The sequence below is a fragment of the Okeania sp. SIO2C9 genome (genome assembly GCF_010672455.1).
Classification (GTDB): Bacteria; Cyanobacteriota; Cyanobacteriia; order Cyanobacteriales; family Microcoleaceae; genus Okeania.
Genome location: NZ_JAAHGO010000015.1, coordinates 158749 through 182988, shown reverse-complemented (window position 1 = coordinate 182988; position 24240 = coordinate 158749). Strand labels below are relative to the sequence as shown.

Here is a 24240-nt window from a genome sequence, read left to right as displayed (position 1 = left end):
AAAGTCAAATATCTATAACGTCTTAGTTAATTTTCTCAGAATTAATTATGGACTCAGTACTGAAAATAGAAAGTCAAATATCTATAACGTCTTAGTTAATTTGCTCAGAATTAATCAGAGACTCACTCATCACAATAGAAAGTCAAATATCTATAACGTCTTAGTTAATTTACTCAGAATTAATTATGGACTCAGTACTGAAAATAGAAAAGTCAAATATCTATAACGTCTTAGTTAATCAGGACTTACGCACGGACACGCTTATCGAGTGAGGGAAAATGACATTCACTCCTACATATGGAGTTTTTAAGGGAGTTGCATGGGTAGGTCCTGTTAATTTACTGAGAATTAATTATGGACTCAGTACTGAAAATAGAAAGTCAAATATCTATAACGTCTTAGTTAATTTCCTCAGAATTAATCATGGACTCACTCATCACAATAGAAAGTCAAATATCTATAATGTCTGAGTTAATTTGCTCAGAATTAATCATGGACTCAGTACTGAAAATAGAAAGTCAAATATCTATAACGTCTTAGTTAATTTTCTCAGAATTAATTATGGACTCAGTACTGAAAATAGAAAGTCAAATATCTATAACGTCTTAGTTAATTTTCTCAGAATTAATTATGGACTCAGTACTGAAAATAGAAAGTCAAATATCTATAACGTCTTAGTTAATTTTCTCAGAATTAATTATGGACTCAGTACTGAAAATAGAAAGTCAAATATCTATAACGTCTTAGTTAATTTTCTCAGAATTAATTATGGACTCAGTACTGAAAATAGAAAGTCAAATATCTCTGAGCGAATAATTAGGTAGACAAAATTATTTGTGTATTTGCGAATAAACTATAAAAATGATTACCTCTTGCCTACCTCCTCAAAATATTAAATTAGTTCTGTCGAAGTATTTAATTGACCGTTGAATGCTAACTATTTTATCTGCACAAAATTCAGATATATAAAGATTCACTTATCTGGCATTTTGTCTAATTTTTCTCTGAAAGATAACTGAAATCCTGACTTTAAAACTAAGATAAATCCTAATCCTGACAATATACAAACTACTATTGCTGCCTTAATAAATCCTCCTACAAATAAAACTGAAGCTGAGAGGAAAGTAAAACCAGAAAAACAAGTATAAATCAAAATTTTTAAAGCTAAATTAATTCGTTTTAATAATCGATCATTTTCAATAGACCGAACTCGAAATTGAATTTCCCCATCTTCAATTTTCGTTTCTAATTGACGGATTAAAACTTCACTTTTACTAGGCTGCTGTAACTTATACTTAATAAAATCTCTTGTTTGTTTTGCCAATTCTCCTACAACTCTACCTCTACCTTGAGCAACAGTAATACTTTTGACAAAAGGTTGAGCGCAAGTAACCAAACTATAGTCAGGATCGAGTTCCCTAGCAATACCATCTAAAGTAGATATAGACTTCAGAATAAAAATCATTTGGGAAGGTAATCTAAATGGTTGCTGCTCAAACAAAACATAAAGTTCTTCCTTAATTTCATCAAAATTATAAAAATCGACAGGTTTATCTGTAAAATTTTCCAATAGAAAATTCACTAATCTTTTTACAGGCATAATATCCGGCATTGGTTCAATTAAACCAATAGTAATCAAAGTATTAAGCACCTGGTCAACATCTTTTCTAAGAATAGCAAAAAACGTTTTAATCATCTGGTCTTTCGTCAAAGACCTTACCTCAGCCATCATGCCAAAATCATAAAAAATCACACCACCATCTAAACTAACAGCTAAATTTCCTGGATGAGGGTCTGCTTGAAAAAACCCATCTAATAATAATTGCTTTAAATAACAACAAACTCCTATTTGATTAATCCCTTTTGGATTAATATTACAAGCTTCTAGTCGTACTTTGTCGTTAATTTTGATTCCCGGTAAATACTCAAGAGTAATAACTTTTTCCGTAGTATAATTCCAATAAACAAGAGGTACAATTATTTCCGAATAATCTTTAAAATTTTCCCGAAAACGGTCAGCATTTTTACCCTCATTCACATAATCAATTTCTTGATAGAGAATTTTAAAAAAATCATAATAAATAGCATCTAATTCATACTTCTTAGCCCAGGCAAAATACTTTTGACAAAAACGGATAACATTTTTGACCACCTTTACGTCCAAATCAAATAAAGATTTTAATCCAGGGCGCTGTACCTTAACTACAACTTCCTCACCCGTTTGTAACTTTGCTTTATGTACTTGTCCAAGACTAGCTGCAGCAATGGGACGTTCTTGAAAATCTCGATAGAGAGAATAAAGAGAGTTGCCAAGTTCAGACTCAATAATAGCGATCGCTTCGGTCGTTTCAAAAGAAGGGACTTGATCTTGTAATTTTCCTAACTCCTCCACATATTCTTTTGGTAATATGTCAGCCCGCGTGGATAAAGACTGACCTATTTTGATAAAAGTTGGGCCTAAATCTAGCATAGTTTTGACCAACCACTGAGCACGAAGCTTTCTCACAGAGGCAGACTTATTTTGAAATAAATTATCCCACCATAAAAAGAAAAAAAATTTTCCGAAGGCACTAAAAACATCTATTTTTCTGGTGAGAGGAGAATATTGAGTGCGTTGCCAACGAAGGGACTTAGAAGCATCTTGAGTGAGCATACTATAAAGTTATGTAAATCTATCCACCGTCCATTGATTTTGACTACTCCCCTGACTGAAGCCAAGAGGATTCTAAGTTGATACTACGCAACAGGATAAATCCTGATTGCTTCGTTTCTCATGATTCTGACCAAAGATATATTCTTTGGGGACAAGTCAAAGTGCCCCTACACAGTCGGCGGTAGTCTAAACCTAACCTTCTGCTTACTTTTCTGATAATATTTGCAGCCCCATTACAGTCTGCATTAATTAACCAATTATTACAACTTTTATATAAACCACGCTGTCTTGATGCAGTCGCTCATGGGGGAAACCCCCTTTGGCGGCGCTGCATCGCTTTATTCTTTTTCCTGATGGTTTCCGATCATTGGGTTTTTCACCATAAATAGGCAGATTATCACCATCTAAAAATGAAGCAATACTTGTATAACTCTCTTGTTGTTTCTATAAATATTATTCCATATTCAGAACATAATTGAGCTATTCTTTCTTTGAGTCTAGCTGTCGGAATTGGTACAAATTATGAATTACTTTTCTTTCCTAATTCTATTTGATTTTTCTGACCTTGATTCCAACCAAAAACAATTGTACCAATATGATTTTTGTGCGCAATGATTAATTACTATCCTGGCTGCTTTATTAATACCCAAATCGGATTTTGCGGTTACGCTTTTCTGTCATGGCAGCTAGTTTATTTGACCAAAATTCTTGAGGTTGATTTTCTTTAATGGTTGATACTTGTTTGTTGTACCAACGATTCATTGATTTGAGATGTTTACCATCTACAACCCGCGCTAGTACCTACATTAGATAAACAGGTCAACCAATTATTGACACCGTGGTCTATTCCCAATACATTTTCTTGATTTAATTGAGGCTTAACTAATTCTTTTTGATAGACAAATTCATAGTAAAAACATCTATTTATTGGTAGAATTATCAGTTCCTTGAGAGCAGAAAAATTGAGGTTGCTAGCCATGGGGATATAAAAACTATCAGTGCCAAACCAGCGTTTACAGGTATTACCTAGTGGTACTCTAATTTGATTACCTTTAAGCTTTAATGCTTGAGCCGGATAACTAACTGTAGATAATCCTCCTTTTCCTTTCTTTCTATAGTTAGGTATTCTGGGTCTGTTTGTTATTTTACCTGAACTATAGGCAATAATAAGACCATAATAAGACCTAAATGATTCAGCTACAGTCCTCAATACTTGTTGTGCTGCTTGAGAATGTAAAACTTTATAGTGATTGTTGTTTTTGTAGACCTTTTCTAAGTCAAACTTACCAATACCTTTTCTCGACTTAAAATATAATTGCCGAGCATAATATATTCCCATGTTAGTTAGCTTGTGAGACTGTTTACATAAGAATGTTAAAGTTGCAATTAACTCAGGATTTTTACCTACTAAAACTTGTTGACAACAGTACATTTAAAAAGGCGTTGGAAAACTGATTGTCCATTACAATAGCACAGGACAATTAAAGTTGTCTAGTCTAAACGACTGGCTCGTTTTCATCCCCCAGTTAAAACACGGGGACTTTCAACGGAAGCTATCTGGTAACTGGGAAACGAAAATTCCGGAAGATGGGTAAATTAAGACCAATTTCATCTAGATAGAGAGGAGTCCGAAGTCAGGAGTCAGGAGTTAAGAGATATAGCAGTTGAAGGAAAGGGCGCGGACATATCAAAAGCTTAAAACTCAGACAACGCAATATTTTTCCTTCTGCCTTCTTCTTTCTTCTTTCTTCTTTCTTGCTTCCACTATGAGATGTCGAGTAATTTTTTGAATTTGGTAAAAAAATGATACAAATGATACAGAAATAAATAGATAATTTCTTATATTTTGTTCGCTTCTTGTTTAGCTATATCGCTGTATTTTTGATAAAGTTCAGCCCTATTGACTGCCACATCATAGCGTGAGTAATTTGGAGAAACAGAGGCCATTAGTTGTGATGCCTGTTGCCATTTGGAGGCGATCGCTATCCACTCCTCCTGAGACTGAGCTACTTTACCATCAGCAGCAGCTTCTTGAGCAAGTCGCACCGCTTGAGCAAAAGCTTCTTTCGACTCAGCTATAGTATCCTCTGAATTTTTAATAGTGGGGTCGGAAGACTGTAAGGTTGTATTTTCTGTAGTTGATATTCTATCTAACCTAGAAAAGTTTAGCCATTTATTAACTTGGATGCCCAAAACTAGCATTAAAAGACTTAGAAAAAAACCACCCATCATGCCCAGTTGGAATTGATTTTGCTTTTGCATTTGAGCGCGATCGACACTTTTAGATAGATATATGGGGGTTGGTTTAGGCTTACTTGTCTGAAAATGACGTGCTATTTGTTTAACAATATTGGGCCTAGCCAAAGTAATTTGTTGAGACCAGAGCAACTTATCTTTTGGGTCTTTAGTAATTTCATCCAGCCATAGTAATTGCTGTTCTTGGACAATTCTACTATTAATATTTACTTTTCGGATATTACGAGGTGAGATGTCTTCGAGAATATGCTTAACTTGCTGTACAAGGTTAGACTGTTCCAATTGTTCAATCTGGGGTGCTTCACATAAAAGTTGTAAAACACCATCAGAAAATATAGCTCTAATTCTTACATCTAATGTAGCAAGCTGTTGATTAAGAACTTGAATAATAGCTGCCACACTTCCTTGACGTGCTTGTATAAATATATCGTTAATTCGATCTGTCATTGGTAGTTACTGCAATTTATTTAATAGTTAGCTCAGATAATTAAATATGATTTTTAATCGATCTAAACTTTCTTGGTCAAACTTCACACTTACAGCGCTTTTCATTTAAGTAGACTACAAGATTATTTTTGTTTAGGGAGCAGGGAGTAGGGAGTAGCAAAAACATTTTTATACTTTAGTTTATCTATGTTAAAATCACTATAATACCGAAAATAAAGCAATCAAATCAAATCAAATATCAATAATTTTATACCTTTCTCTTAAGAGTAGATAGGAACAGAATTATCACTTTTTAGGAAGTCAGACAGTATTAGTTATTAAAGTTGAGAATCTTATACCAAATTCATTTCTAAGCTGCATAGAATAATATCTCGATCAGGGTTGACTTTAGATCGAGATAGACAAATTAATAAATTTCATAATTCTGTGCCACTTCACATAAAATTGGTATAATACTAAACACCTACTACCTAATTCTGTGCAGCCTCACATAAAATTGGTATTATGTTATAATTTGCGACAGCAATAGAGGGAAAACAGGAAATTGACTATGGGCCAATCCCTAAGTGGCAAAATATTTGTAGTAGATGACAATATTGATACCGACCAAATTATTCCCGCCGAGTACCTGACTTTGGTTCCTTCCAAGATAGATGAATATGAAAAGTTAGGCAGTTATGCTCTATGTGGGTTGCCCGATCGCTACGGTAAGTTTATCTCACCGGGAGAAATGAAAACTCACTATCCAATCATTGTGGCTGGAGAAAACTTTGGTTGTGGGTCTTCGCGGGAACACGCACCTATCGCCTTGGGTGCTTCTGGTGTCCAAGCAGTAGTGTCTCAATCTTATGCTCGCATCTTTTTTCGCAATTGTTCAGCCACTGGGGAGTTATATCCTTGGGAGTCTGTTGATCGCCTATGTGAGTTATTTGAAACTGGTCAGGAAGTTACTATTGATTTTGAAGAAAATCAGTTAACCAATCATACTCTTGGTATGACTTATCAATTGAAGTCTTTAGGAGAAGTAAAACCTGTCATTGATGCTGGTGGTCTTTTTGCCTATGCGCGTCAAACAGGTATGATTTCCCAAAAACCAAGTTAAATTGTTATTTTCAATAGGAGAGAAACTAATCTCTCCTTTTTACTGTTCAATTTTTCGATAATTTTTAGTTGTGTACTTTTGCATTTTTTGTAAGCTAAATCTTCAGAAAGTACCAGTCTAAAATTAAATTATTTGGTAGTGGTGCATAGTAATGGTAGAGGGAGATGAGAAGATAGGGAAATGGGGAGATGGGGAGTGGAAAAAACTGTGAGTAGGAAAGAAACCGAAATATATCCTCTCTCTTGGTTGATTGGATATGGCGAAGAAACCCACTCTTGACAGAGCCGCTCTGCTAACACCATCCCTCGACCGCTTTCTTTTAATTGGAGCTGAGGTAATTTGTCCCAAGTTCAATCAATACCATTACGGTTGCAGGATTGCCAATTATTTTATCTCAGAGAATTATTTTTTTCTTCTTCCTTCTTCTTTATTCCTTCTGCTATACATTCTTAAATTTGCTTAAGATATTCTCAAATTCTCAAGCTTCAATTATAGCAATAATTTGACTTTTCAATTTAGCAAAATAAACTAAAACATACCCTCTTTATACTTTCTATTATAGAAAAAGTATAAAGAGGGAAAAAGCAACAATAGATGAGTTGCTACATTGACCATCAATCCATTAATTTTGCATAAATTCCTGTAAACCACGAGTCATCATCTCAACTATTCCCTCTTGGTTACTCAGTTCAGTTTTTACCTCAGTTTCTATACGCTCCACTATATCACCTGGAAGATTCAGCAATTGCTTTAAATTTTCATAAGCAGCTTCTTCATCTTCATTAATATTTGGTTCTTCAGGAGTACGAGCACTACAAGCAATTACTTCGTAACCCAACTTTAGCACCAGTTCCCGTTCTTGTTGGGATTCTAATTTAGGAATTGACTCCCCTAATGGGATATTTTGCATGAAATAATCCCTTAATTCTTCCTGAAGTTGTTGCTGCTGATCTCCTGTAGCAAAAAGACTACTAAATCGATTTAACATTAAGTCCACTTCTTCTTGTGCCAGTTGTCCGTCAGACCATGCCATATAAGCAACAATCCGCAACAAATTCATCTGGCGTGGAGTAATAGATGGAGGTGGAGGTGGTTGCACTGCCATAGATTTTTCCTCAATTTTTGGCTATTCATAGCTAAAGTTTTAACCTATCATTAACTCAGCAATTATTATCCAATCGTTGACAATTTTTAACTGAATTTGCGAAAAGTCCCACCATACTATTGGCCTTCATCCATTGATGAGACGGACTTGGGTAGAGCGAGGCCAACAACCGCCAGCCCTTATGAACTAGAAACGAGAATAGTTGTGGTGATATGCGTTTGTTCAACTTAAAACTGGACAGACATACTGGTGGATATTGTCATGGGTGAGGATAGACCTATTTAGGGCTTGCTGATTAAATCTAAAAGCATTGATATATAAAGATATTAGCCAAGGCGTGTACTGAAAAAGTGCAAGGTTTTTGCTCCCTTAAGCTGAAAATGTCAAGATTTTTAGCAGACAAGGGCAGAAAAATCTCAGAACAATTGTTCCGACTATATCCTCTGTAATTCCTCATCGCTCATTCCTCCTGTTTGCGGGTAGTCCTGTATAGTAATGGTGAATCGTGGCTGAAATGCTTGCTATACCGTTACCGAAAAAATTACAATGCACCACTACCAATATATCTACTTATCTATGCGATCGCTGCCCTTACTATCAGGAGTAATATCAAATCCGGTAGCATCGGTATAAAATCTTTTGAACGTAGGAGGATCGAGTCAGGTAGGGGAGCTATCGGTAGAGCGACGTATAGGAGGAAAAGCAGTTATAAAGATTTGGCAATGGTGAAGATGGAGAATATTTTTATACCTAATTAAGGCTTTGTTGCATGAACAGGCGATCGCAACTCCTCCCCAGAAGAGAAGTTAATTAGTGAAGAGCGAATTCTACTTTGTAGCTTTCTGGCTGACAATTCTGTATCATACGATTAAGTATGGCACATTCTACGAACAATTCCACTGCCTGATTGTGGAATTTCCGTCGTCGTAACTTACCTCCAAATATTACTTGAGCCGCTAAACATAGTTGTTTGTGAAGCGAGAACGTCGGTGATATCCACTCTCACGTTTCCACTGTCTTGAGTGCTTCTTACATTCGCCGTGCGACGGCGAATTAAGCACTCGCTTTTTACCTCCACAGATGCGAATCTCTCTGAGGTTCTCGTCCCTAGGATGAGGTGGACTATTGCAATTACCATGATGCCAGATGACTGCATTTTTACGGGGTGGTATGGTTGGTTTGGCTCCTCTGTGACTAGCTGCGGAGTAGCACTTGCGTTTGTCATAGACTCCATCACCTGACACTTGACCTATCTTGCTTTCTATTCCCAGATCGGGGGTTGGCAAAATACTTGGTCGTCACTGACATCGTTGGTACTAACCACTGCAGTTAATATTTGCCCTGTTGCCTCATTCACACCTAGATGCAACTTACGCCATGTACGACGTTTACCTACTCCATGAACTCTTGTTTTCCACTCACCAACTCCCATAAACTTTGACTCCCGTCGAATCTACCACCAGGTGAATTGCTTCTGTTGCTGGAATTACTGGTATTTCTATGTTCAATTTACCCAAGCGACGAGAAAAAGTACTGTGGTCTGGGACTGGTAACTCTAGTGCAACATTTAACCTACTCAAAGCTATTCACCTTGAATCTGTATAGCATCACCGATCAAAGTGATGGCTGTTCGCCTAGTCCTGCAAAGCTCGCAACATAATATTACGAGCGCCGTTCCAATCCCTATGGGCACTATAGCCACATTTCGGGCAATGAAACCGTTTATTTCCACCTAGTTGCTTGTGAACATGACCGCATTCAGGGCAAGTTTTTGAAGTGTAGGATTCATTACACAATACTACTAAAACATTATGTCGATTAGCCATCTGAATTAAATGCTGCTGAAACTTATAATGACTCCATGAGAGCATATTTCGAGCCGTGCGTTTATTTAGTTTTCGACCGGATTTGACTACCATTTCTGAAGTAGCAAATGTCGGCATAAAGATGATTTTGTAGTGGTTTACAAGAAATTGTGCTACTTTATTGTGCAAATCCTTAACTAAGCTTTGAATTCTTTCCCTAATGCGATAACTTGCTTTACGCATTGCTCGTCGTTGACGTTTCACCACGCTTAAGTCAATGCGACTCATTAAATTATCTAAATGGGAACAAAGCCTTTGAATTTTACCCATATCGCCGTTACCGAACTCAACAATCTTTTCCGAGTCAAATCCCGTTAAAAAGGTACGCACTCCAGGGTCAAGAGCAATAACTTTTGATCGTGAGGTGGGAATAGGTTGTTTATACTCTGGGAAAATACCATACCATTTTCCCCGCTCAAAAACCAATTGGGTACCATAACTACATTCAGCAGGAAAACCCTCTGGTGAGCGATAGGTCAATCCCTTCACCTTGGTGGGATACCAGTAGTTTTTCTTGTAGTCACCAGCTTTGAACTTGATTACTTGAGAGGGTTGACGGCAAGATTTAAAGTTTGCTATACCACCATTAGCCATAGCTTGTTTGTGAGCATCTACAGCATCAGCGACCGCTTCTTGTAATTGATGTCCAGGCAATTCTTTAACCCAATCTGGACGTTCTGCATCGCGAGCTAACTTTTGCAAATCGTAAGCACTTGCTTTGCTGCCGTCTCTGAGTTGGGCAATCGTCCAATTGTATATCCAACGATAAGCACTAATCCAACGTTTCCAGACTTTATGCAGTTTGTTAGATGGAAATACCCTGAGCTTCCTGACACTGTTTGGTGTCAACTTCCGGGTCTGGTTCCGAGGTTTTGTCTTGAATCGCTTTACTGACTTGCTTTTGGTATTTTCTGAGTCCGTAAAGCCTTGCACTAAAGCAATGGAGGATGGACAAGATATCTTCAACGAGTTCTGCCTCTGGAGATAAGTTTCTCTGGTTGAGAACCAGGAGCTTGACCCCATTTTGCTGACATAACCATTCAATAAGTGGGAATCCAAATCGAACTGCTCTATCGGCGTAAGCGACGACAAGTGTTGAGATATCACTTGCACATATTCGTTCCAATATTTTGAGGAATTTACGCCGTTTAAAATTGAGCCCACTTCCAATTTCACAAACAAGTTCAGCGTTTGGGTACTTTGCGCGTAGAAACTCAATTTGTCGGTCAAGGTCATCTCGTTGGCTATGACTAGAGACTCTTGCATAAGCGATAACTGGCTTACTTTTGGGATTTTCTTCATCAATGCAGAATCGTCGCTGGTTTCCTGGAGTTCTGATGCTATCAAGCTTTCCTTCATTATCCCATCGCCTAAGGGTGCTGATGTTGACACCATAATACCCTGCCGCCTATGCATGGCGTGACATATTTTTTCATACCTTATCAAACTTTACTGACTATATATTAGCACTTATAGAAAGGTTTGACAAGGTTTTTGGGAAACTATTATTGCTCCCAATTAGTCAGGTTATTTGCAGAGTCAACTAAAAATATACATTTTTTATTTCAATTTTTACCTCTAGAGAAAGAATAAATTAGGGAGAATCCGGGAATTATGACAATATTTATATATTAACTAGGTAATTATTTTAGAGGTAAAATTAATCTCCAAATCCTAGTCAATTACAATTCCTCGGCTTCTCCATTCCATTTATTCTTCTATCTGTGAGCCATTACCATTAGTCTCATCGACCTTCTCATCTTCTACTTGAATTAAATGAATGTGTTTGTATCCTAGCTTTATTTCAAATTCATCTCCTGGTTTTAATCCCATAGATGTAGTATAAGTTGCTCCTATGACAATTTGGCCATTTCTATGAACGCTAACTCGATAAGTTGGTTCTCTACCACGCCCATCTTTACTACCGTCAGGATCTAAATCAACTCCTTTTGCTGCTAGAACTGCATCATAAAAATCTGTGAGATTAACACGAGTTTCTTCATTTTTTGTAACTGTGTAATATCCACAACGTTTAGCAGTTTCCCTTCGTGGTAAGTGAGCAAATTCTTTTACCTTTTGAAGTAAAGTTTTTCCCGTTAATGGAGTTTCTGGATTTTCAACCATAGTTCTTAATAATTCTCCTTCTCTTTGTAATATAGTAAATCAATTTTACTGAAAATTGTTAGGCTTATTAAAAATATATCCTGAAATTTATCAATTGTGCAAAAAAAAATTTTACTAAGCCTTAAGGCCACTAATATTTGAGTAGATCATCTAGATTTCCATACTGTGGAACTTAAGTGTTCTTGTTACTCTGAAATTCTCTCCTAATTTTCAAGAGTTCTTATTTTATTAGGTTCTATTAGGTTCTATTAGGATTATTTTTGTACAAAATTATTTCAGGAGGGAGGAGGAAAAAAAAATGTTACGGATATAAACAGATATAAGGTAAGTTATCTAATCAGTTTGTTTAAATTACCAGCCGGATTTTTTGAAAATGAATCTGTCATTCTAGGTATCTGGATATCTGGAATTTTCTCTACAAAGTTATGGCCTAACTTTAAATAGTAATTTAAAATATTTGCTAAAATTGTATTTATTGATAACAATTTTAATAGGTAGCAGTTAGGCGATCGTGTTAATTGGTGGATGTAGTGATTTTCTTATAGAACTCATTGGTATTTTTGTCAATATTAAGTTTTTTTTAATCAAAGTCTGGAGTAAGGGAGATTTGAGTTGGGCAATATGAGAAAATTAAATTTGATGGCTGATTTTTTCATCAAAACTAATACTTAAAAGACTTGCTAATGGTAATGATATAGATATCGTATAATTTACGATTGAATATTTATAAATAAGGTAGTAGAGATTTAAGCAGTAGTGATAATTAAAGATATTTGCCGTCGAAGATAGAGAAGCCGTTTTTTCCTGATCGCTATTAAACGGACATGATATCATGTCCGGTAGCATCGGTATTATATAGCAAAGGTAGGCAACAGGCAATAGGCAGGAAGGCTTAAGAGCAAGAAAAAAACTTAAATTTCCTGTAGATATTCACGCTAACTTTTACACAAACGATATCAGCGGACATGATATGATACCAAATGGGTTCCATAGAACCCATTTGAGATCTATCTATTTATGGGGAGATGGGAGATGGGAGCATTTTTCTACCTTTTTCCCCCATTCTATTTCTGAATCTCCTGACTTCACAAGTCCTATAACTTGTCCTACCAACGACGACTCTACCTGAAGACCGCAGCTAAAAGCACATACCGCGTGCAAAGATACCAAATGGGTTTTATAGAGTATTGACAAAATTGAGTATTAATCACAGCTTGATCTTATAGATAACCATTCTTTACCTATTGAAGCCATCTAGCAAGATCTTTGGCGTGGTAGGTTAAGATTAAATCGCTACCAGCACGTTTAAAACTTGTCATAGTTTCCATCACTACTTTTTGTTCATCGATCCAGCCATTTAGTGCAGCAGCTTTAATCATAGAATATTCTCCAGAGAGGTTGTAAGCTGCTACTGTTCATTAATTGATAATTGATCATGGATAATTGATAATTACCTCGGGTTTTAACCGTTACGGAATTGAATATAAGGAGATATTATTTCTTTTCTTGGTCGATGGTCGGCCAGCTCCGAGACCCGCTCTTATCAGAGCCGCTCCGAATCGCGCCATCCCACCCAACGGGGAAGCTGCGAAGAGAGAACTCCGTTCCGCTGTCGCGTTTCGCGTCAGCGTTGCGAAGCAAACGACCGCTGTCTTGGTCGATTGGATATGGCGAGGGGACTAGCTCTTGACAGAGCCGCTCCGAATCGCGCCATCCCTCGACCGCTTTTTTCCCCTATCCAAGGGGAGGCTTTAAACCATAATTATTTAATTATTAATTATTAATTATTAATAATTCGGCAAATTAGTTGCTTCCTTAACTCGCCAAATAATATCCATATAAGCTAAAGCAGGTTTCACCATCAACATATCTGCTCCTTCAGCAATATCAAGCTGAATCTCTTTGAGAGCTTCTCTACCGTTTTCTGGGTCTATTTGATAGGTTCGGGTTCGGCGATCGCCAAATTGAGGAGCAGACTCAGCAGCATCTCGAAACGGTCTATAGTAGGAGGAAGCGTATTTAGCAGCATAAGATAAAATTGGAATGTTTTTAAATCCTGCTTGGTCTAAACCCGTTCTAATTGCTTGTACAAAACCATACCTGCTTGAGCTTGAGAAACGGCTGTTTTTTTCAGCAATTCTAAGGTAGGGTCGTTTAATACACGACCTGTCGAATCTCCTACTTCTAAATAACCACAGTGGCCATGGTTAGTATATTCACACAAACAAGTATCTACAACTACTAATAAATCTGGCACTACTTCTTTGACTGCCGTTGTAGCTTTTTGGACGATACCACAGTCATGCCAAGCTCCTGTCGCTTAAATATCTTTATCATCAGGAATGCCAAACAATATGATCGCGGGAATCCCTAAATCATATACTTCCTTAGCTTCTTCAACTATTTTGTCTATTGATAGTTGATAGATGCCAGGCATTGATTTCACTTCGTTGGCTACACTTTCTCCTGGTACAGCAAAAAGAGGATAGATTAGATCGTTAGTGTTAACAATGTTTTCTCATACCATACGACGTAGCTGGGGATGGTTACGAAGACGAGGAGGGCGATGTACTGGAAACATATTCTTTATTATTTACTAAGAAAAAGTTTATGGTATCTCGATCTAAAATTTAATACTCAAATAACAATTCTTTATATTTAGTATGGCCAATTGATCCTAATCACATCACTAATTAATAAAATTTGATATAATTCAAAATTTTTTACAACCTATCTTCCCAATGCTCAAAAAAACAAGAACTATAAAACAAAACGTTAAATATCACCAAAATTAAAATTTAGTACTAAAATGCAGCAAAAGTTAAAATTTTTGCTACTAAAATTACTTAGGAGTTAATATTATGAATGAATCGGCACCTGTGCCAATAGGAATTGTAGGTGCTTCCGGCTATGGCGGGGTGCAACTTGTTAAGCTGCTTGAGGATCATCCAAAGGCTGAGGTTGTTTACTTGGGGGGTGACAGCAGTGCGGGGAAACCTTTTTTTTCTATCTACCCTCACTTGGAGCATTCTGTAGATTTAATTGTAGAGCCAATAGATTTGGACAAGATAGCTAGTAAATGTCAGGTAGTCTTCCTTTCTCTTCCCAATGGTTTAGCTTGGAAGATGGCACCAACTTTATTGGAGAAGGGGTGTAAAGTCTTGGACTTATCGGCTGACTATCGATTTTCTAATCTAGAAACTTATCAATCTTGGTATGGTGGAGAACGTACAGACAAAAAAATAGCTGCTACGGCTGTCTACGGTTTACCAGAATTGTATCGCGATCGCATTGCTAATGCTCAACTTATAGGTTGTCCTGGTTGCTATGTCACGGCTAGTCTTTTAGCACTTTCTCCACTATTTAAACAGGGTTTGATAGTACCGGACACTGCTATTATTGATGCGAAGTCGGGGACTTCTGGAGGTGGTCGCAAAGCAGCTATTAATATGTTACTTGCTGAGGCGGATAATTCTATTGGTGCTTATGGAGTAGCTAGTCATCGACATACTCCAGAGATTGAACAGATTTGTGGTAATTTGGCTGGTTATGATGTGAAGGTGCAATTTACTCCCCATTTGATGCCAATGGTGCGGGGAATATTAGCTACAGTTTATGGTACTCTGCGAGACCCTGGGTTAGTGCGAGAAGATTTGCTGACTATTTATAATGCTTTTTATCGTAATTGCCCTTGGGTGAAAGTATTACCTAGTGGTACTTATCCTAAAACTAAATGGGCTTGTGGCACTAATCTCTGTTATCTTGGTATTGAGGTGGATCACCGTACTGATAGAGTGATTATTATGTCAGCTATTGATAATTTGATTAAAGGTCAAGCTGGTCAGGGTATTCAGTGTATGAATCTGATGATGGGTTGGGAAGAAACTCTGGGATTACCTCAGTTAAGTTTTTATCCTTAAATAAATAGTATCATATTTTTGTTTTCTATCTATCCATACCCAAACTTGTTCTTGGCAGTTATATCATGTTCGGTAGAACAGTTATAATTAGGCTCGTAGTGTGACTTTAGCCCTAATAGTAAGTATTTTCTGGGCTAAAGCCCAACTACAAACAAAAATTTTATTATAAGTAATTATCCGAACATTATATTAGTTAGTTTTTAGTGGTGTTATGCCATCTACTAACCTAACTGCTGACTTCTAGGCTCAAACTTTGAATAGGGAACAGGGAGAAATTTATTAGACCTCTCCGGAAAAGAGGGAGTGGGGAGTAGGGAGTAGGGGGAAATAATTGATGATTTATACCAAATTGATAAATATTTGCTACAAATAGCTAGGATATTTCTTAGGATTCAGGAGTCAGGAGTCAGAATGAATGGCTTCAATGATTTTATACACAAACGATGCTACCGGACATGATATAAATCTTTGTGATTCTATCTCCTCCTGACCAAAAAATCAGGTCTCAAGTCTGCCCTTTTAAGGGTATGAAAAAGCGGTCGAGGGATGGCGAAGTTTCCTCGCCATATCCAATCGACCAAGACAATTAAAGTTCAATATTTCAATCCCAATACTTTCCTGCGGAATGCTGCGCAAACACGCAGAGGTACTGTTAACGCAGTTCCTCCGGAGGAGGCTAACTGATAACTGAAATGACTCCTGACTCCTCATAATTAGCGAACCACACCCCCACCTACGGGTCGAATATCTTCTCCTGAGAAAGGAGTTGTACCACCTTGCCAGTTGAAGTCACTGATCCGGAGGCTAAATGTACCAGTTTGTCGTCTGGGACTAAAAGTTAATACGACTCCATAAGTACGACGACTATATTCTAATGTGATACGATCGTCGAGAATATCACCATTTTCTATGTTGATTCCACTTTGATAGCCAACCCGAAAGCCTTTATAAATCTGTTGGACAAGACCAAATAAGAGAACATTTGTATCTTCAACGCGGTCAAAGAAGAAAGGAGACTGACCACTCAGACCTGTCTGGCTATAAGTTAAGTTGAACCCAGTATAATCAAAAAAGTCTCTGGAAAAATGTCCAAACTGACCAGTAAACCCAAGACTGCCACGAAGATAAGATTGGTCGTCATCGTTACTATAAAGGCTAGTAGCACCAGTAAGTCCTAAGACCATTTGTACAAATGGAACTACTGGTTTGCTGGTATATCTCAAGCCTTCGGTGGGGGTAGCTGGCAATGCTTCTCCACTCCAGATAGTTAGTGGGTATCTTAGAGAGACTACGCTCTGGAAACGACCAAGGTCAGCTCGTGCTTTAGCATCGTCGTCATCATTTTCATCATTTTCATCGGGTAGGGGTTCAAATGGTTGGAGGTCTGTTAATAATTCCCGACGGTCTGTTCTAGCATTGACAGTTTGATAACCTGTCTGAAAACTTAGTTGGGCACCGGTTTCTCCTACTGGTATTAGGGGGGAGGTAAGGACTACACCTGCGCTGCTGTGAACTGTTTGAAATCCTAAGCTGCCATTGAATAGGCGATCGCGATAACTATATTCTCCTGTTAAGTTGTAACCTTGGTATAACTGTCTTAGTCTAATGCTTCCCCGAAAGTCGTCTTCTTCTAGGTCGGGAAAGTCTTTGAAGGTGAGAAATGTGGCTCGTCCTTCTAGTTGAGTTGTGGGGGTTATGGAGCCGTTGATTGAAGCTTTGAGACCAAAGACGTTATCATCTATGGGGGAGTCGCCTTCATCTCCTAAAAATGCTCTTTCTAAGTAATATTGGGGAGTTAGTCTGACTTGAAATGGTATTTGAAGTGGGGGTTCAAATGTGGTTTCTACAAATAATCCTCCTCTATCATCTTGGTCATAACCAATTTGAATTGGTAGGGGGTCTCTTTGGTTACGGTCAATGATTGTTCGTTCGCGAAATAGTGGTAAACTAAAGCGGTTGTCGAATACTAACCGTGCTTTTTTGGTGATTAGTTCATCTTGAAAGGGTGATAGGGGTTTGAGTGTTGCACGCTCGCTTCTTAATTCTACTTCTGGGGGTGAGAATGGATCGTTGGTGAGTCGGAGATTTGTTGCTTCCCAAGTGCCTGCACCTAATAAGTTGAGGCGGTCTGCTTCAAAGCGCAGTCTATTAACTGTTCCCGCTTGTTCGGGTGCTTCTAGTTTGGGTTCAAATGTAACTTTTGTGCCTTCAGTTGCTTTTACATTTGTTGGTGGTTGAGTAGCACTGATGCGATCGCTTAATGATGTTGCTTGTAATGCTCCTACTCCTTCTGTGGTGGGTAGGGATGATGAGGATATTTCTTCGGCGTTACCGACGAATATAATTCCACTTGCTTGTTCTATTACTCCTTTGTCTAGGGTAAAGTTATATTCCATGCGTTCTCCTAGCAATACTTGTTGTCCCTGAGTAAAAACAGCATTTCCTGTAGCTAGGAGTTGACGAGTTGTTAAGTTAATTTGTACTTTGTCTGCGTTAACGAGTCCTTGACTAAATCGCACTATTACTTTACCTTCTGCTGTAATTAGTCGCCGTTGGTCGTCATATTCTTGACGCTCTGCTGTTACTTCTACTACATCTGCTGGCAAGGGTACTGTAATAGGTTGTTTATTTTCTGTTTCTTCGTTTGACTCTTGGGTTTGAGATTCTGGATCTGCTATGGGAATGGGTGTTTCTTCTTCTTTTGATTCTGGGACATCTGGCTGGTCTATAGGTTGTTGCTCTTGGGGAAGATTGGGTAATTCTGGGGAGCTATCTTCTATTGTTTGGCCTATTTTAAGTGTTTGTTTTTGTGTTTGTGTTTCTAGTTGCTCTGGTTGACTGAAAAATTCTGAGGTGGTTATTTTTTTTCTGGTACTTGCGGTATTTTCACTGAAACTTTGTAATATTTCTCTACTGTTGGGGTTATATAAGTTTGCTTGTTTGCTTGTTTGTTCTTCTTGTTTTCTGGTTGTATATTCGGAGAAATTTGAGAAGGAGGTAGAGGAGAATGTTAGTTTTCTATCTAAATTAATTTGGTTTTCGATAGTAGAAATTTTCTCTGCTGATGATATGTCTATTTCTACAGGTGGTCCAAGACTTGCTGAGGTGGTATGAATTGGACTTACTAGACTAACAGGGTCAAAGGTGGATTTAATTTTAGGAATTTTGTACAATACGGTTTGTCTGAATTCTTGTCCTGAGAAGGTGCTTTTTACAGACAGTATGATTTCCTCAGTCCCCTGGTTTGATTTTGGCACTGGGCTATATACTTCCTGTCGTGATTGTATAACAGATTGGGTTACTGTTTGTGAAGGGAGGGTTTCGACTATTGGAGGTAGTTCTGGTGGGGGCAGAGGATAGGACATATTTCAGATAGAAACATTAAGCTCAAAGGTTAAAGATCGGAGTCGATCATAAACTTAAGAGTTAGAACTTTTACAGAATATTTATCAATTCAAGAGTAAAAATCTAATTAGCTTGGCCTGGAGATTACTTTTTTCTACTCTTTAGGGTAATAGATATATTATTCAGTTACTCACTGAATTTGATTTTACATATCATATTTTATAAATTATGTCAAAAACTAGCCTGGAATATAACACTTAATCAGATTAGTGGACTTCCAGGCTGACTGAAATCTTGGTGCAAGTTTTTACTCAGTCTCTAAAAATATAGAGATTTTATTACTCCATATCTCGACCACTAGGGTTACGAGCAGGATCGTTGGACAAGAATCCAAAAATGAATAATGCAACAAAGAAGAGGACGACAATATTAACGACTATTTTTAGAGTTAGCATCTATTAGTTTTCTCCCAGGATGTGAAAAATTGATATTGATTATGAAAAATCTACAACTTTCTTATCATATCTAAATACTGTCTCATTTGACTACAATATATGTGTCAAATATTTTTCAACTTCTTTTGGCTCCATTGCCAGACTTGTGCAAATACTTTTTCTATCCAGGTCATAACCACATCCACCCATGCCAATATTTCTTCTAGAGGATGTTTGATATATCCTATTGAAACTGAGGCTACTTCTAAGCAGTCTTGTTCTTGCTGGTAATCTGGCCTACTATCTTCTCTACTATAATATTGAATCGAAACTTTGGCATTTTTTGTGGTCTGGGAAAAGTTTTGTTCATTTGTCTTTGTTAAAGCTTTGATGCTTCTGCCTCGATTTTCTCTAAATCTGATAGTTTCTATGTTGGCAGAATTATTAGAAGTGAAAATGGTCTTTTGAGAAGAATTCTGTACCTGGTCTTCCTCTTGTTTTACTTCTAACAATGATTCAAAGGGTAATTCTTCTATATTAAAGGGTGGTAGCAAACCATTTAAACCTAGATTTCTAGTAATTGGGTGTAGGTAATTTTTAGCTACATTGCTAATAAAGTTATGGAATGTTAGATTGGAACTTGACAATAATGGCAGTGTTTGGTAATGCTTCTTTTGCTGAATTAGTTCATTTTTCTCCAGGGGTAATTTCAATTCTTCAAATAGATTGAACCACAAGGCTATTTTACTGGTTTGTACCCAAGCCATAATTTGCCAGAACATTCCCATATATCGGGAGTTTGGTGTAATTTCGGCGCATGGTTGAAGTTGCAATTGGGTTTTGTTTTCTAAGTAAGCTGTTAGGATAAGTTGTTGTTTTTGTTGTTCTTTGGTCAAAAGTTCAGGTTTTTGATGATTATCTGCCAGGATGTCTTGATTTTCTAATTTAATATCTAGTCTTGGGAAAAGTTTAGATTGGGGTTTTATTAGGGAGGAGGTTGAGGTGTTTAGTGAGAGTTGAGATGCTGGTGTGGTGGCAGTTTGTATTGTTGTTAGTGATGCTTGGTGAATGGGTTGGTTAGTATTTTGATGATTTTTAGTATTTTGATTATTGACTTTATTTTTGATTTGTGGTATTTCTACGGTTCTATTTTTTTCTAGTTGTTTGACTGCTAGGCGAGAGGTTTGCAGCAACACATATATTGGATAAAGTAACAATTGAATTGTGTTGGTTGTTGCAATTTTTATTTGATTGAGGGCGTGATCGCTTTGGTCTAATATTTGGCGATATTTTTCAGATATAAAGTTTAATATTCTACTTTTATAAGGACTTGATGTCATTTTTATTTTAGATGTTTTGATAGGTTTATTAATTTTCTATTCTGAGTGAATTGAAATATGAAATATGATTTGGCTTTACTTATTTATAAAATAGCTAAGGTTTTGATGAAAGAAATTTTTGCATGAGAAAACCTCATCAAAAACTCAAGTTAGTTACAAAAAAGTTGTTGTTAGAAAAAAAATCAGAATCTGCTTTTACATCTCTATCTCAAGGAGAAGAAATATAGGGTTTTTTGAGTATTTTTATGAGAGGGTGATCTGATTTTTTGGTTGAATAAAAAGTCATGCGTAGGGGCGAATGACTCATGATATACAAATTGTCTCACTATTTTTTGGGGAATGCAAGGCTCAAAACCTGACAGATTTTTTTTGTGCTTCACAAAATGATTATTTTTAATGACAGGAGGAAAACTTTTTCTCCTTTCTAAACTGAATGGAGCCTTGGCGGAACAAGTGCGGTAGCTACATCGCTTATATCCTATCTATAGTTATCGGTAGAAAGTGCGGTGGTTTTAGTTGAATAAAAAGTCATGCGTAGGGGCGAACAACTCCCAATACATAAATTATCTCACTATTTTTTGGAGAATGCAAGACTCAAAACCTGACAGTTTTTTTTTGGTGCTTCACACAATGATTTTGGGGACTCCACTGAGAGGAAGACTTTTTCTCCTTTCTAAACTGAATGGAGCGATCACTTCAGATTCTCTATTAGTTAAACTAAGCCAGGTAAGTTACCCTACCCGACTCGTCTTCAAAACCGGACTTGAGACTTTCATCTCATCCGGCTCCTCTCTTAAACGTCCCTTTTCATGGGTACATCCTGCTTCAGAATTAACATATCGTCAATCCATATATAGTTCTCAGGTAAGTCCTGTGGCTTAAATTTTGGATATGTTTTATTATCTAAAGCAGTTTTAGTATCGTGGCAATGTCGGTGCAACAACTGTTTGTTTTTAAGTGTGTTGTCACCACCTTTAGACCTTGGTTTTATATGGTCAACTTCCATAAGGTCAGTCGGACTAAAAGTTAGTCCACAAAATGCGCATTTATTCTTTTGCCGTTTTAACAGTGTTGTGACTTCTTTCCTTACGCCTGGGTGTTTGCCGATTCTGCTGCTCCAATAAGTCCAGTCGCCGTCATAAGGGGATTTATTACCTCTAACTTTGATGTGTCGTACAATAGGCACATCTAGGTGCTGGCTTAGTATATATTCGCCATCGTTAAGTACCCAGTTTCGGGTTCCTTTTATGTTGGGGAAATACTTCTTCTTCACCCATTTGGCCGACTTATTTGGATGCCTTCTACTTGCCCATCTCCATAATCTTTTCCATAAAAGCATATCCATTTTACTGAATACCTCTTTACTGACTACGGTTGAGAAATAGTTAGACCATCCTCTGATTACTGGGTTTAATTTGACTATTAATGCTCTAGTGGGAGCAGTTTTGTGTTTGTCAAATATACCCGCCAGTTTTTGATAGTGAGTTTTTATACTCTTTGAGGATGGTTTAATTAGCGTTTTAAATCCTTGTTTGGTTGACTTAACTTTCCATTGCCTGATTGTAAAACCTAAAAAGTCGAATCCAGGTTTATTCCCCTCATATTTTTCCAAGGTATGGGCAATTTTGGTTTTTTCTGGTTTTAGTTCTAATCCTACCTGGTTTAACCATTCCTGTATTACGGTTTTTGCTTGTAGCACTACTTTGATATCTTCGTGTAGGATTACGAAATCATCAGCATAGCGTATCAGATTGAGACTTTTTATTTTATTTTGCCAACCTTTTTGGTTGCCTTTTTTGTCCTTAAGGTCTATATTTTTGGCAAATTCATTTAGTCTTTCTTCCATACCGTGCAGGGCGATGTTTGCGCTTTTGGGGACTAATTACCCCTCCCTGTGGTGTACCTTCGACAGTGTTTGAGAGTTGTTTATTGTCAAAGACCCCAGATTTTAACCATTCTTTGATTAAACGTCTATAAGGTGATTGAGCTATTTTTCTCAACAGTGCATCATGGTTAATTCGGTCAAAACACTTGGATATGTCAGCGTCTAGGACAAATTTAGGTTTTAACTTGATACTGTCAAAGATGGCTGCAATAGCATCATGTGCTGACCGCCCTGGTCTAAAACCATAGCTATTAGGTTCAAAACGTGCTTCCCACTCTGGTTCCATACCCAACTTAACCAAGGCTTGTAAGGCTCTATCATACATAGTGGGTATGCCTAAAGGACGTTTTTCATCTCTCCCTGGTTTAGGTATCCAGACTCTACGGGTAGGACTCGCTTTTAGATATCGCGTGTTTAGTAAATCAACCAGGTTCAGTCTCTGCATAGGAGGTAGATTTTTAATACCATCTACACCAGCAGTTTTCTTGCCCTGGTTATCTTGGGTCACGCGCCTAACAGCTAGCAACCTAGCGTAATAACTTTTGGTCAGAAGTCTTTGGTATTTACGCATCTTGCGGATTTCGCCACGGTTGGATGCTCTGTAGATGAGTTTTTGCAACTTAAACACATACTTTTCCACCTTCTCCCAATTAATGTCTTTCCATTTGAGATTTGGATTGACACTACAGGCATCCGGTATATCGTTTGTGTCCCATGCCACGCTTAAAAATGGTTTTGGGTTTCCCAAACGTCTTTTTAGGGTTTTAGCTTTATTCATTAGCTAATCGTTCCTCTACATTACGTCTAACAGTGGGTACGTCAGCATAGATATGCTTTTTACCCAATCCTACTTTCCCTAAGACCTGCAACCATAGTGCAGATTGACCTTGAATGGCTTCCTAAGATTTCGACCTATATTCTTAGGTGTCTTAAGGAGGTTTCCTCGTTCCCTTATCCCTTTTTACGGCTGATTTAGTGGGGTAAATTCTCCCGGAGGGTTCGGTATGGTTGCTGATAGCCTCGACAACATAAGACTACCCAAAGACCCCCTGACTTTCGTCCTACATCCCATAGCTACCTTTGGAATGGTTCTACGTAACGAGAGTTTAATTACCTTCCTGTTCGTCCACTTGTCAGCCTTTGCTTGCGGTATCGTTCCTTGGTAACTGGTATTTTCCCGCTTTTAAGCCAGCTTCGGAGATTGATGTTCAGTCTCTACTCCGTGGCCTATGCTTTCTACCTAACAACAAGGCGGAGGAATTTCACCTCTAAGGATATAAGAGTTATTCACAAGTCGAGGTTTCCCTCATGTATTGACTTGGAACGGCCGTTTATACCCAGTTTCCTGGTTTAGTGGCCAACGAGTCGCACAAAATCATAGTAGTTATCGGTAGAAAGTGGGATATTTTTAGTTGAATAAAAAGTCATGTGTAGGGGCGAACAACTCCTAATATATAAATTGTCTCACTATTTTTTGGAGAATGCAAGACTCAAAACCTGACAGATTTTTTTTGTGCTTCACAAAATGCTTGCTTTGACTCTTCTCAATTGAGTGGAGCGATCACTTATATATCTCTATATATATAGTTATCAATAGAAAGTGTAGAGTCTTTAGTTGAATAAAAAGTCATGCGTAGGGGCGAGCAACTCCTAATACATAAATTGTCTCACAATTTTTTGAGGAATGCAAGGCAAAAAACTTTGGCGTGACGGACTTTTTTTAGTAGTGCTTCACAAAATGTTTCTTTTCGATGAGATGACAGG

Annotated in this window: 15 protein-coding genes and 4 pseudogenes; 4 read left to right on the top strand and 15 right to left on the bottom strand. The window is 37.5% G+C overall.

Annotated features, from left to right (window positions below):
- A partial coding sequence (locus F6K23_RS15050) for a hypothetical protein (RefSeq protein WP_293156733.1) occupies window positions 1–226 on the top strand: 226 nt, incomplete at its 5' end.
- Window positions 227–973: 747 nt separating this feature from the next.
- Here the strand turns inward: F6K23_RS15050 and F6K23_RS15045 are convergent.
- The 4 genes from F6K23_RS15045 to F6K23_RS15030 form a co-directional block, all read right to left on the bottom strand.
- Window positions 974–2653 (bottom strand): AarF/ABC1/UbiB kinase family protein, encoded by a 1680-nt coding sequence (locus tag F6K23_RS15045; RefSeq protein ID WP_293156730.1) that lies wholly within the window; start codon window positions 2651–2653, stop codon window positions 974–976.
- 639 nt (window positions 2654–3292) lie between these two features.
- Window positions 3293–3415, bottom strand: coding sequence for a hypothetical protein (locus F6K23_RS15040; protein WP_293156726.1), 123 nt, complete (start codon window positions 3413–3415; stop codon window positions 3293–3295).
- 13 nt (window positions 3416–3428) lie between these two features.
- A complete protein-coding gene (locus F6K23_RS15035) occupies window positions 3429–4085 on the bottom strand; it encodes a hypothetical protein (protein ID WP_293156723.1) in 657 nt (218 codons plus the stop codon).
- Between the two features lie 407 nt (window positions 4086–4492).
- On the bottom strand, window positions 4493–5356 hold the full coding sequence (locus tag F6K23_RS15030; RefSeq protein WP_293156720.1) for a hypothetical protein: 864 nt from the start codon (window positions 5354–5356) through the stop codon (window positions 4493–4495).
- A 550-nt stretch (window positions 5357–5906) separates the two neighbouring features.
- On the opposite strand from F6K23_RS15030, the gene F6K23_RS15025 reads away from it, so the two are divergent.
- The gene (locus F6K23_RS15025) at window positions 5907–6458 is read left to right on the top strand and encodes a 3-isopropylmalate dehydratase (protein ID WP_293156717.1); all 552 of its coding nucleotides are present in this window, start codon (window positions 5907–5909) and stop codon (window positions 6456–6458) included.
- A gap of 622 nt (window positions 6459–7080) precedes the next feature.
- Here the strand turns inward: F6K23_RS15025 and F6K23_RS15020 are convergent.
- The 5 genes and pseudogenes from F6K23_RS15020 to F6K23_RS15000 form a co-directional block, all read right to left on the bottom strand.
- A complete protein-coding gene (locus tag F6K23_RS15020) occupies window positions 7081–7563 on the bottom strand; it encodes a TerB family tellurite resistance protein (protein WP_293156714.1) in 483 nt (160 codons plus the stop codon).
- Window positions 7564–8373: 810 nt separating this feature from the next.
- Window positions 8374–9128: pseudogene (locus F6K23_RS15015) on the bottom strand (IS5 family transposase); the annotation flags it as partial.
- A 69-nt stretch (window positions 9129–9197) separates the two neighbouring features.
- Window positions 9198–10277, bottom strand: coding sequence for a transposase (locus F6K23_RS15010; protein WP_293156711.1), 1080 nt, complete (start codon window positions 10275–10277; stop codon window positions 9198–9200).
- Window positions 10234–10812, bottom strand: coding sequence for an IS607 family transposase (locus tag F6K23_RS15005; RefSeq protein ID WP_293156771.1), 579 nt, complete (start codon window positions 10810–10812; stop codon window positions 10234–10236). Before F6K23_RS15005 ends, F6K23_RS15010 begins: the two co-directional genes overlap by 44 nt.
- Before the next feature lie 326 nt (window positions 10813–11138).
- Entirely contained in the window at window positions 11139–11552 is a 414-nt protein-coding gene (locus tag F6K23_RS15000; RefSeq protein WP_293156708.1) for an AbrB family transcriptional regulator, read from the bottom strand.
- Window positions 11553–12552: 1000 nt separating this feature from the next.
- On the opposite strand from F6K23_RS15000, the gene F6K23_RS14995 reads away from it, so the two are divergent.
- Window positions 12553–12681, top strand: coding sequence for a hypothetical protein (locus F6K23_RS14995; RefSeq protein ID WP_293156706.1), 129 nt, complete (start codon window positions 12553–12555; stop codon window positions 12679–12681).
- 112 nt (window positions 12682–12793) lie between these two features.
- On the opposite strand, the pseudogene F6K23_RS14990 reads toward F6K23_RS14995, so the two are convergent.
- Together F6K23_RS14990 and hemB are read right to left on the bottom strand one after the other, a co-directional pair.
- A pseudogene (locus F6K23_RS14990) lies at window positions 12794–12952 on the bottom strand (porphobilinogen synthase); the annotation flags it as partial.
- A gap of 396 nt (window positions 12953–13348) precedes the next feature.
- Window positions 13349–14064, bottom strand: a pseudogene (gene hemB / locus F6K23_RS14985) (porphobilinogen synthase); the annotation flags it as partial.
- Between the two features lie 349 nt (window positions 14065–14413).
- Here hemB and argC point away from each other — a divergent pair.
- Entirely contained in the window at window positions 14414–15472 is a 1059-nt protein-coding gene (gene argC / locus F6K23_RS14980) for an N-acetyl-gamma-glutamyl-phosphate reductase (protein WP_293156703.1), read from the top strand.
- A 713-nt stretch (window positions 15473–16185) separates the two neighbouring features.
- Here the strand turns inward: argC and F6K23_RS14975 are convergent.
- The 4 genes and pseudogenes from F6K23_RS14975 to ltrA all read right to left on the bottom strand — a co-directional run bounded on the left by F6K23_RS14975 (window position 16186) and on the right by ltrA (window position 23254).
- The gene (locus tag F6K23_RS14975; RefSeq protein ID WP_293156700.1) at window positions 16186–18837 is read right to left on the bottom strand and encodes a DUF3769 domain-containing protein; all 2652 of its coding nucleotides are present in this window, start codon (window positions 18835–18837) and stop codon (window positions 16186–16188) included.
- A gap of 318 nt (window positions 18838–19155) precedes the next feature.
- Window positions 19156–19272, bottom strand: a complete 117-nt coding sequence (locus F6K23_RS14970) for a photosystem II reaction center protein I (RefSeq protein WP_124145587.1) — start codon at window positions 19270–19272, stop codon at window positions 19156–19158.
- 104 nt (window positions 19273–19376) lie between these two features.
- A complete protein-coding gene (locus F6K23_RS14965; protein WP_293156695.1) occupies window positions 19377–20591 on the bottom strand; it encodes a hypothetical protein in 1215 nt (404 codons plus the stop codon).
- Between the two features lie 731 nt (window positions 20592–21322).
- Window positions 21323–23254 (bottom strand): annotated as a pseudogene (ltrA, locus tag F6K23_RS42870) (group II intron reverse transcriptase/maturase).
- Window positions 23255–24240 lie beyond the last annotated feature (986 nt).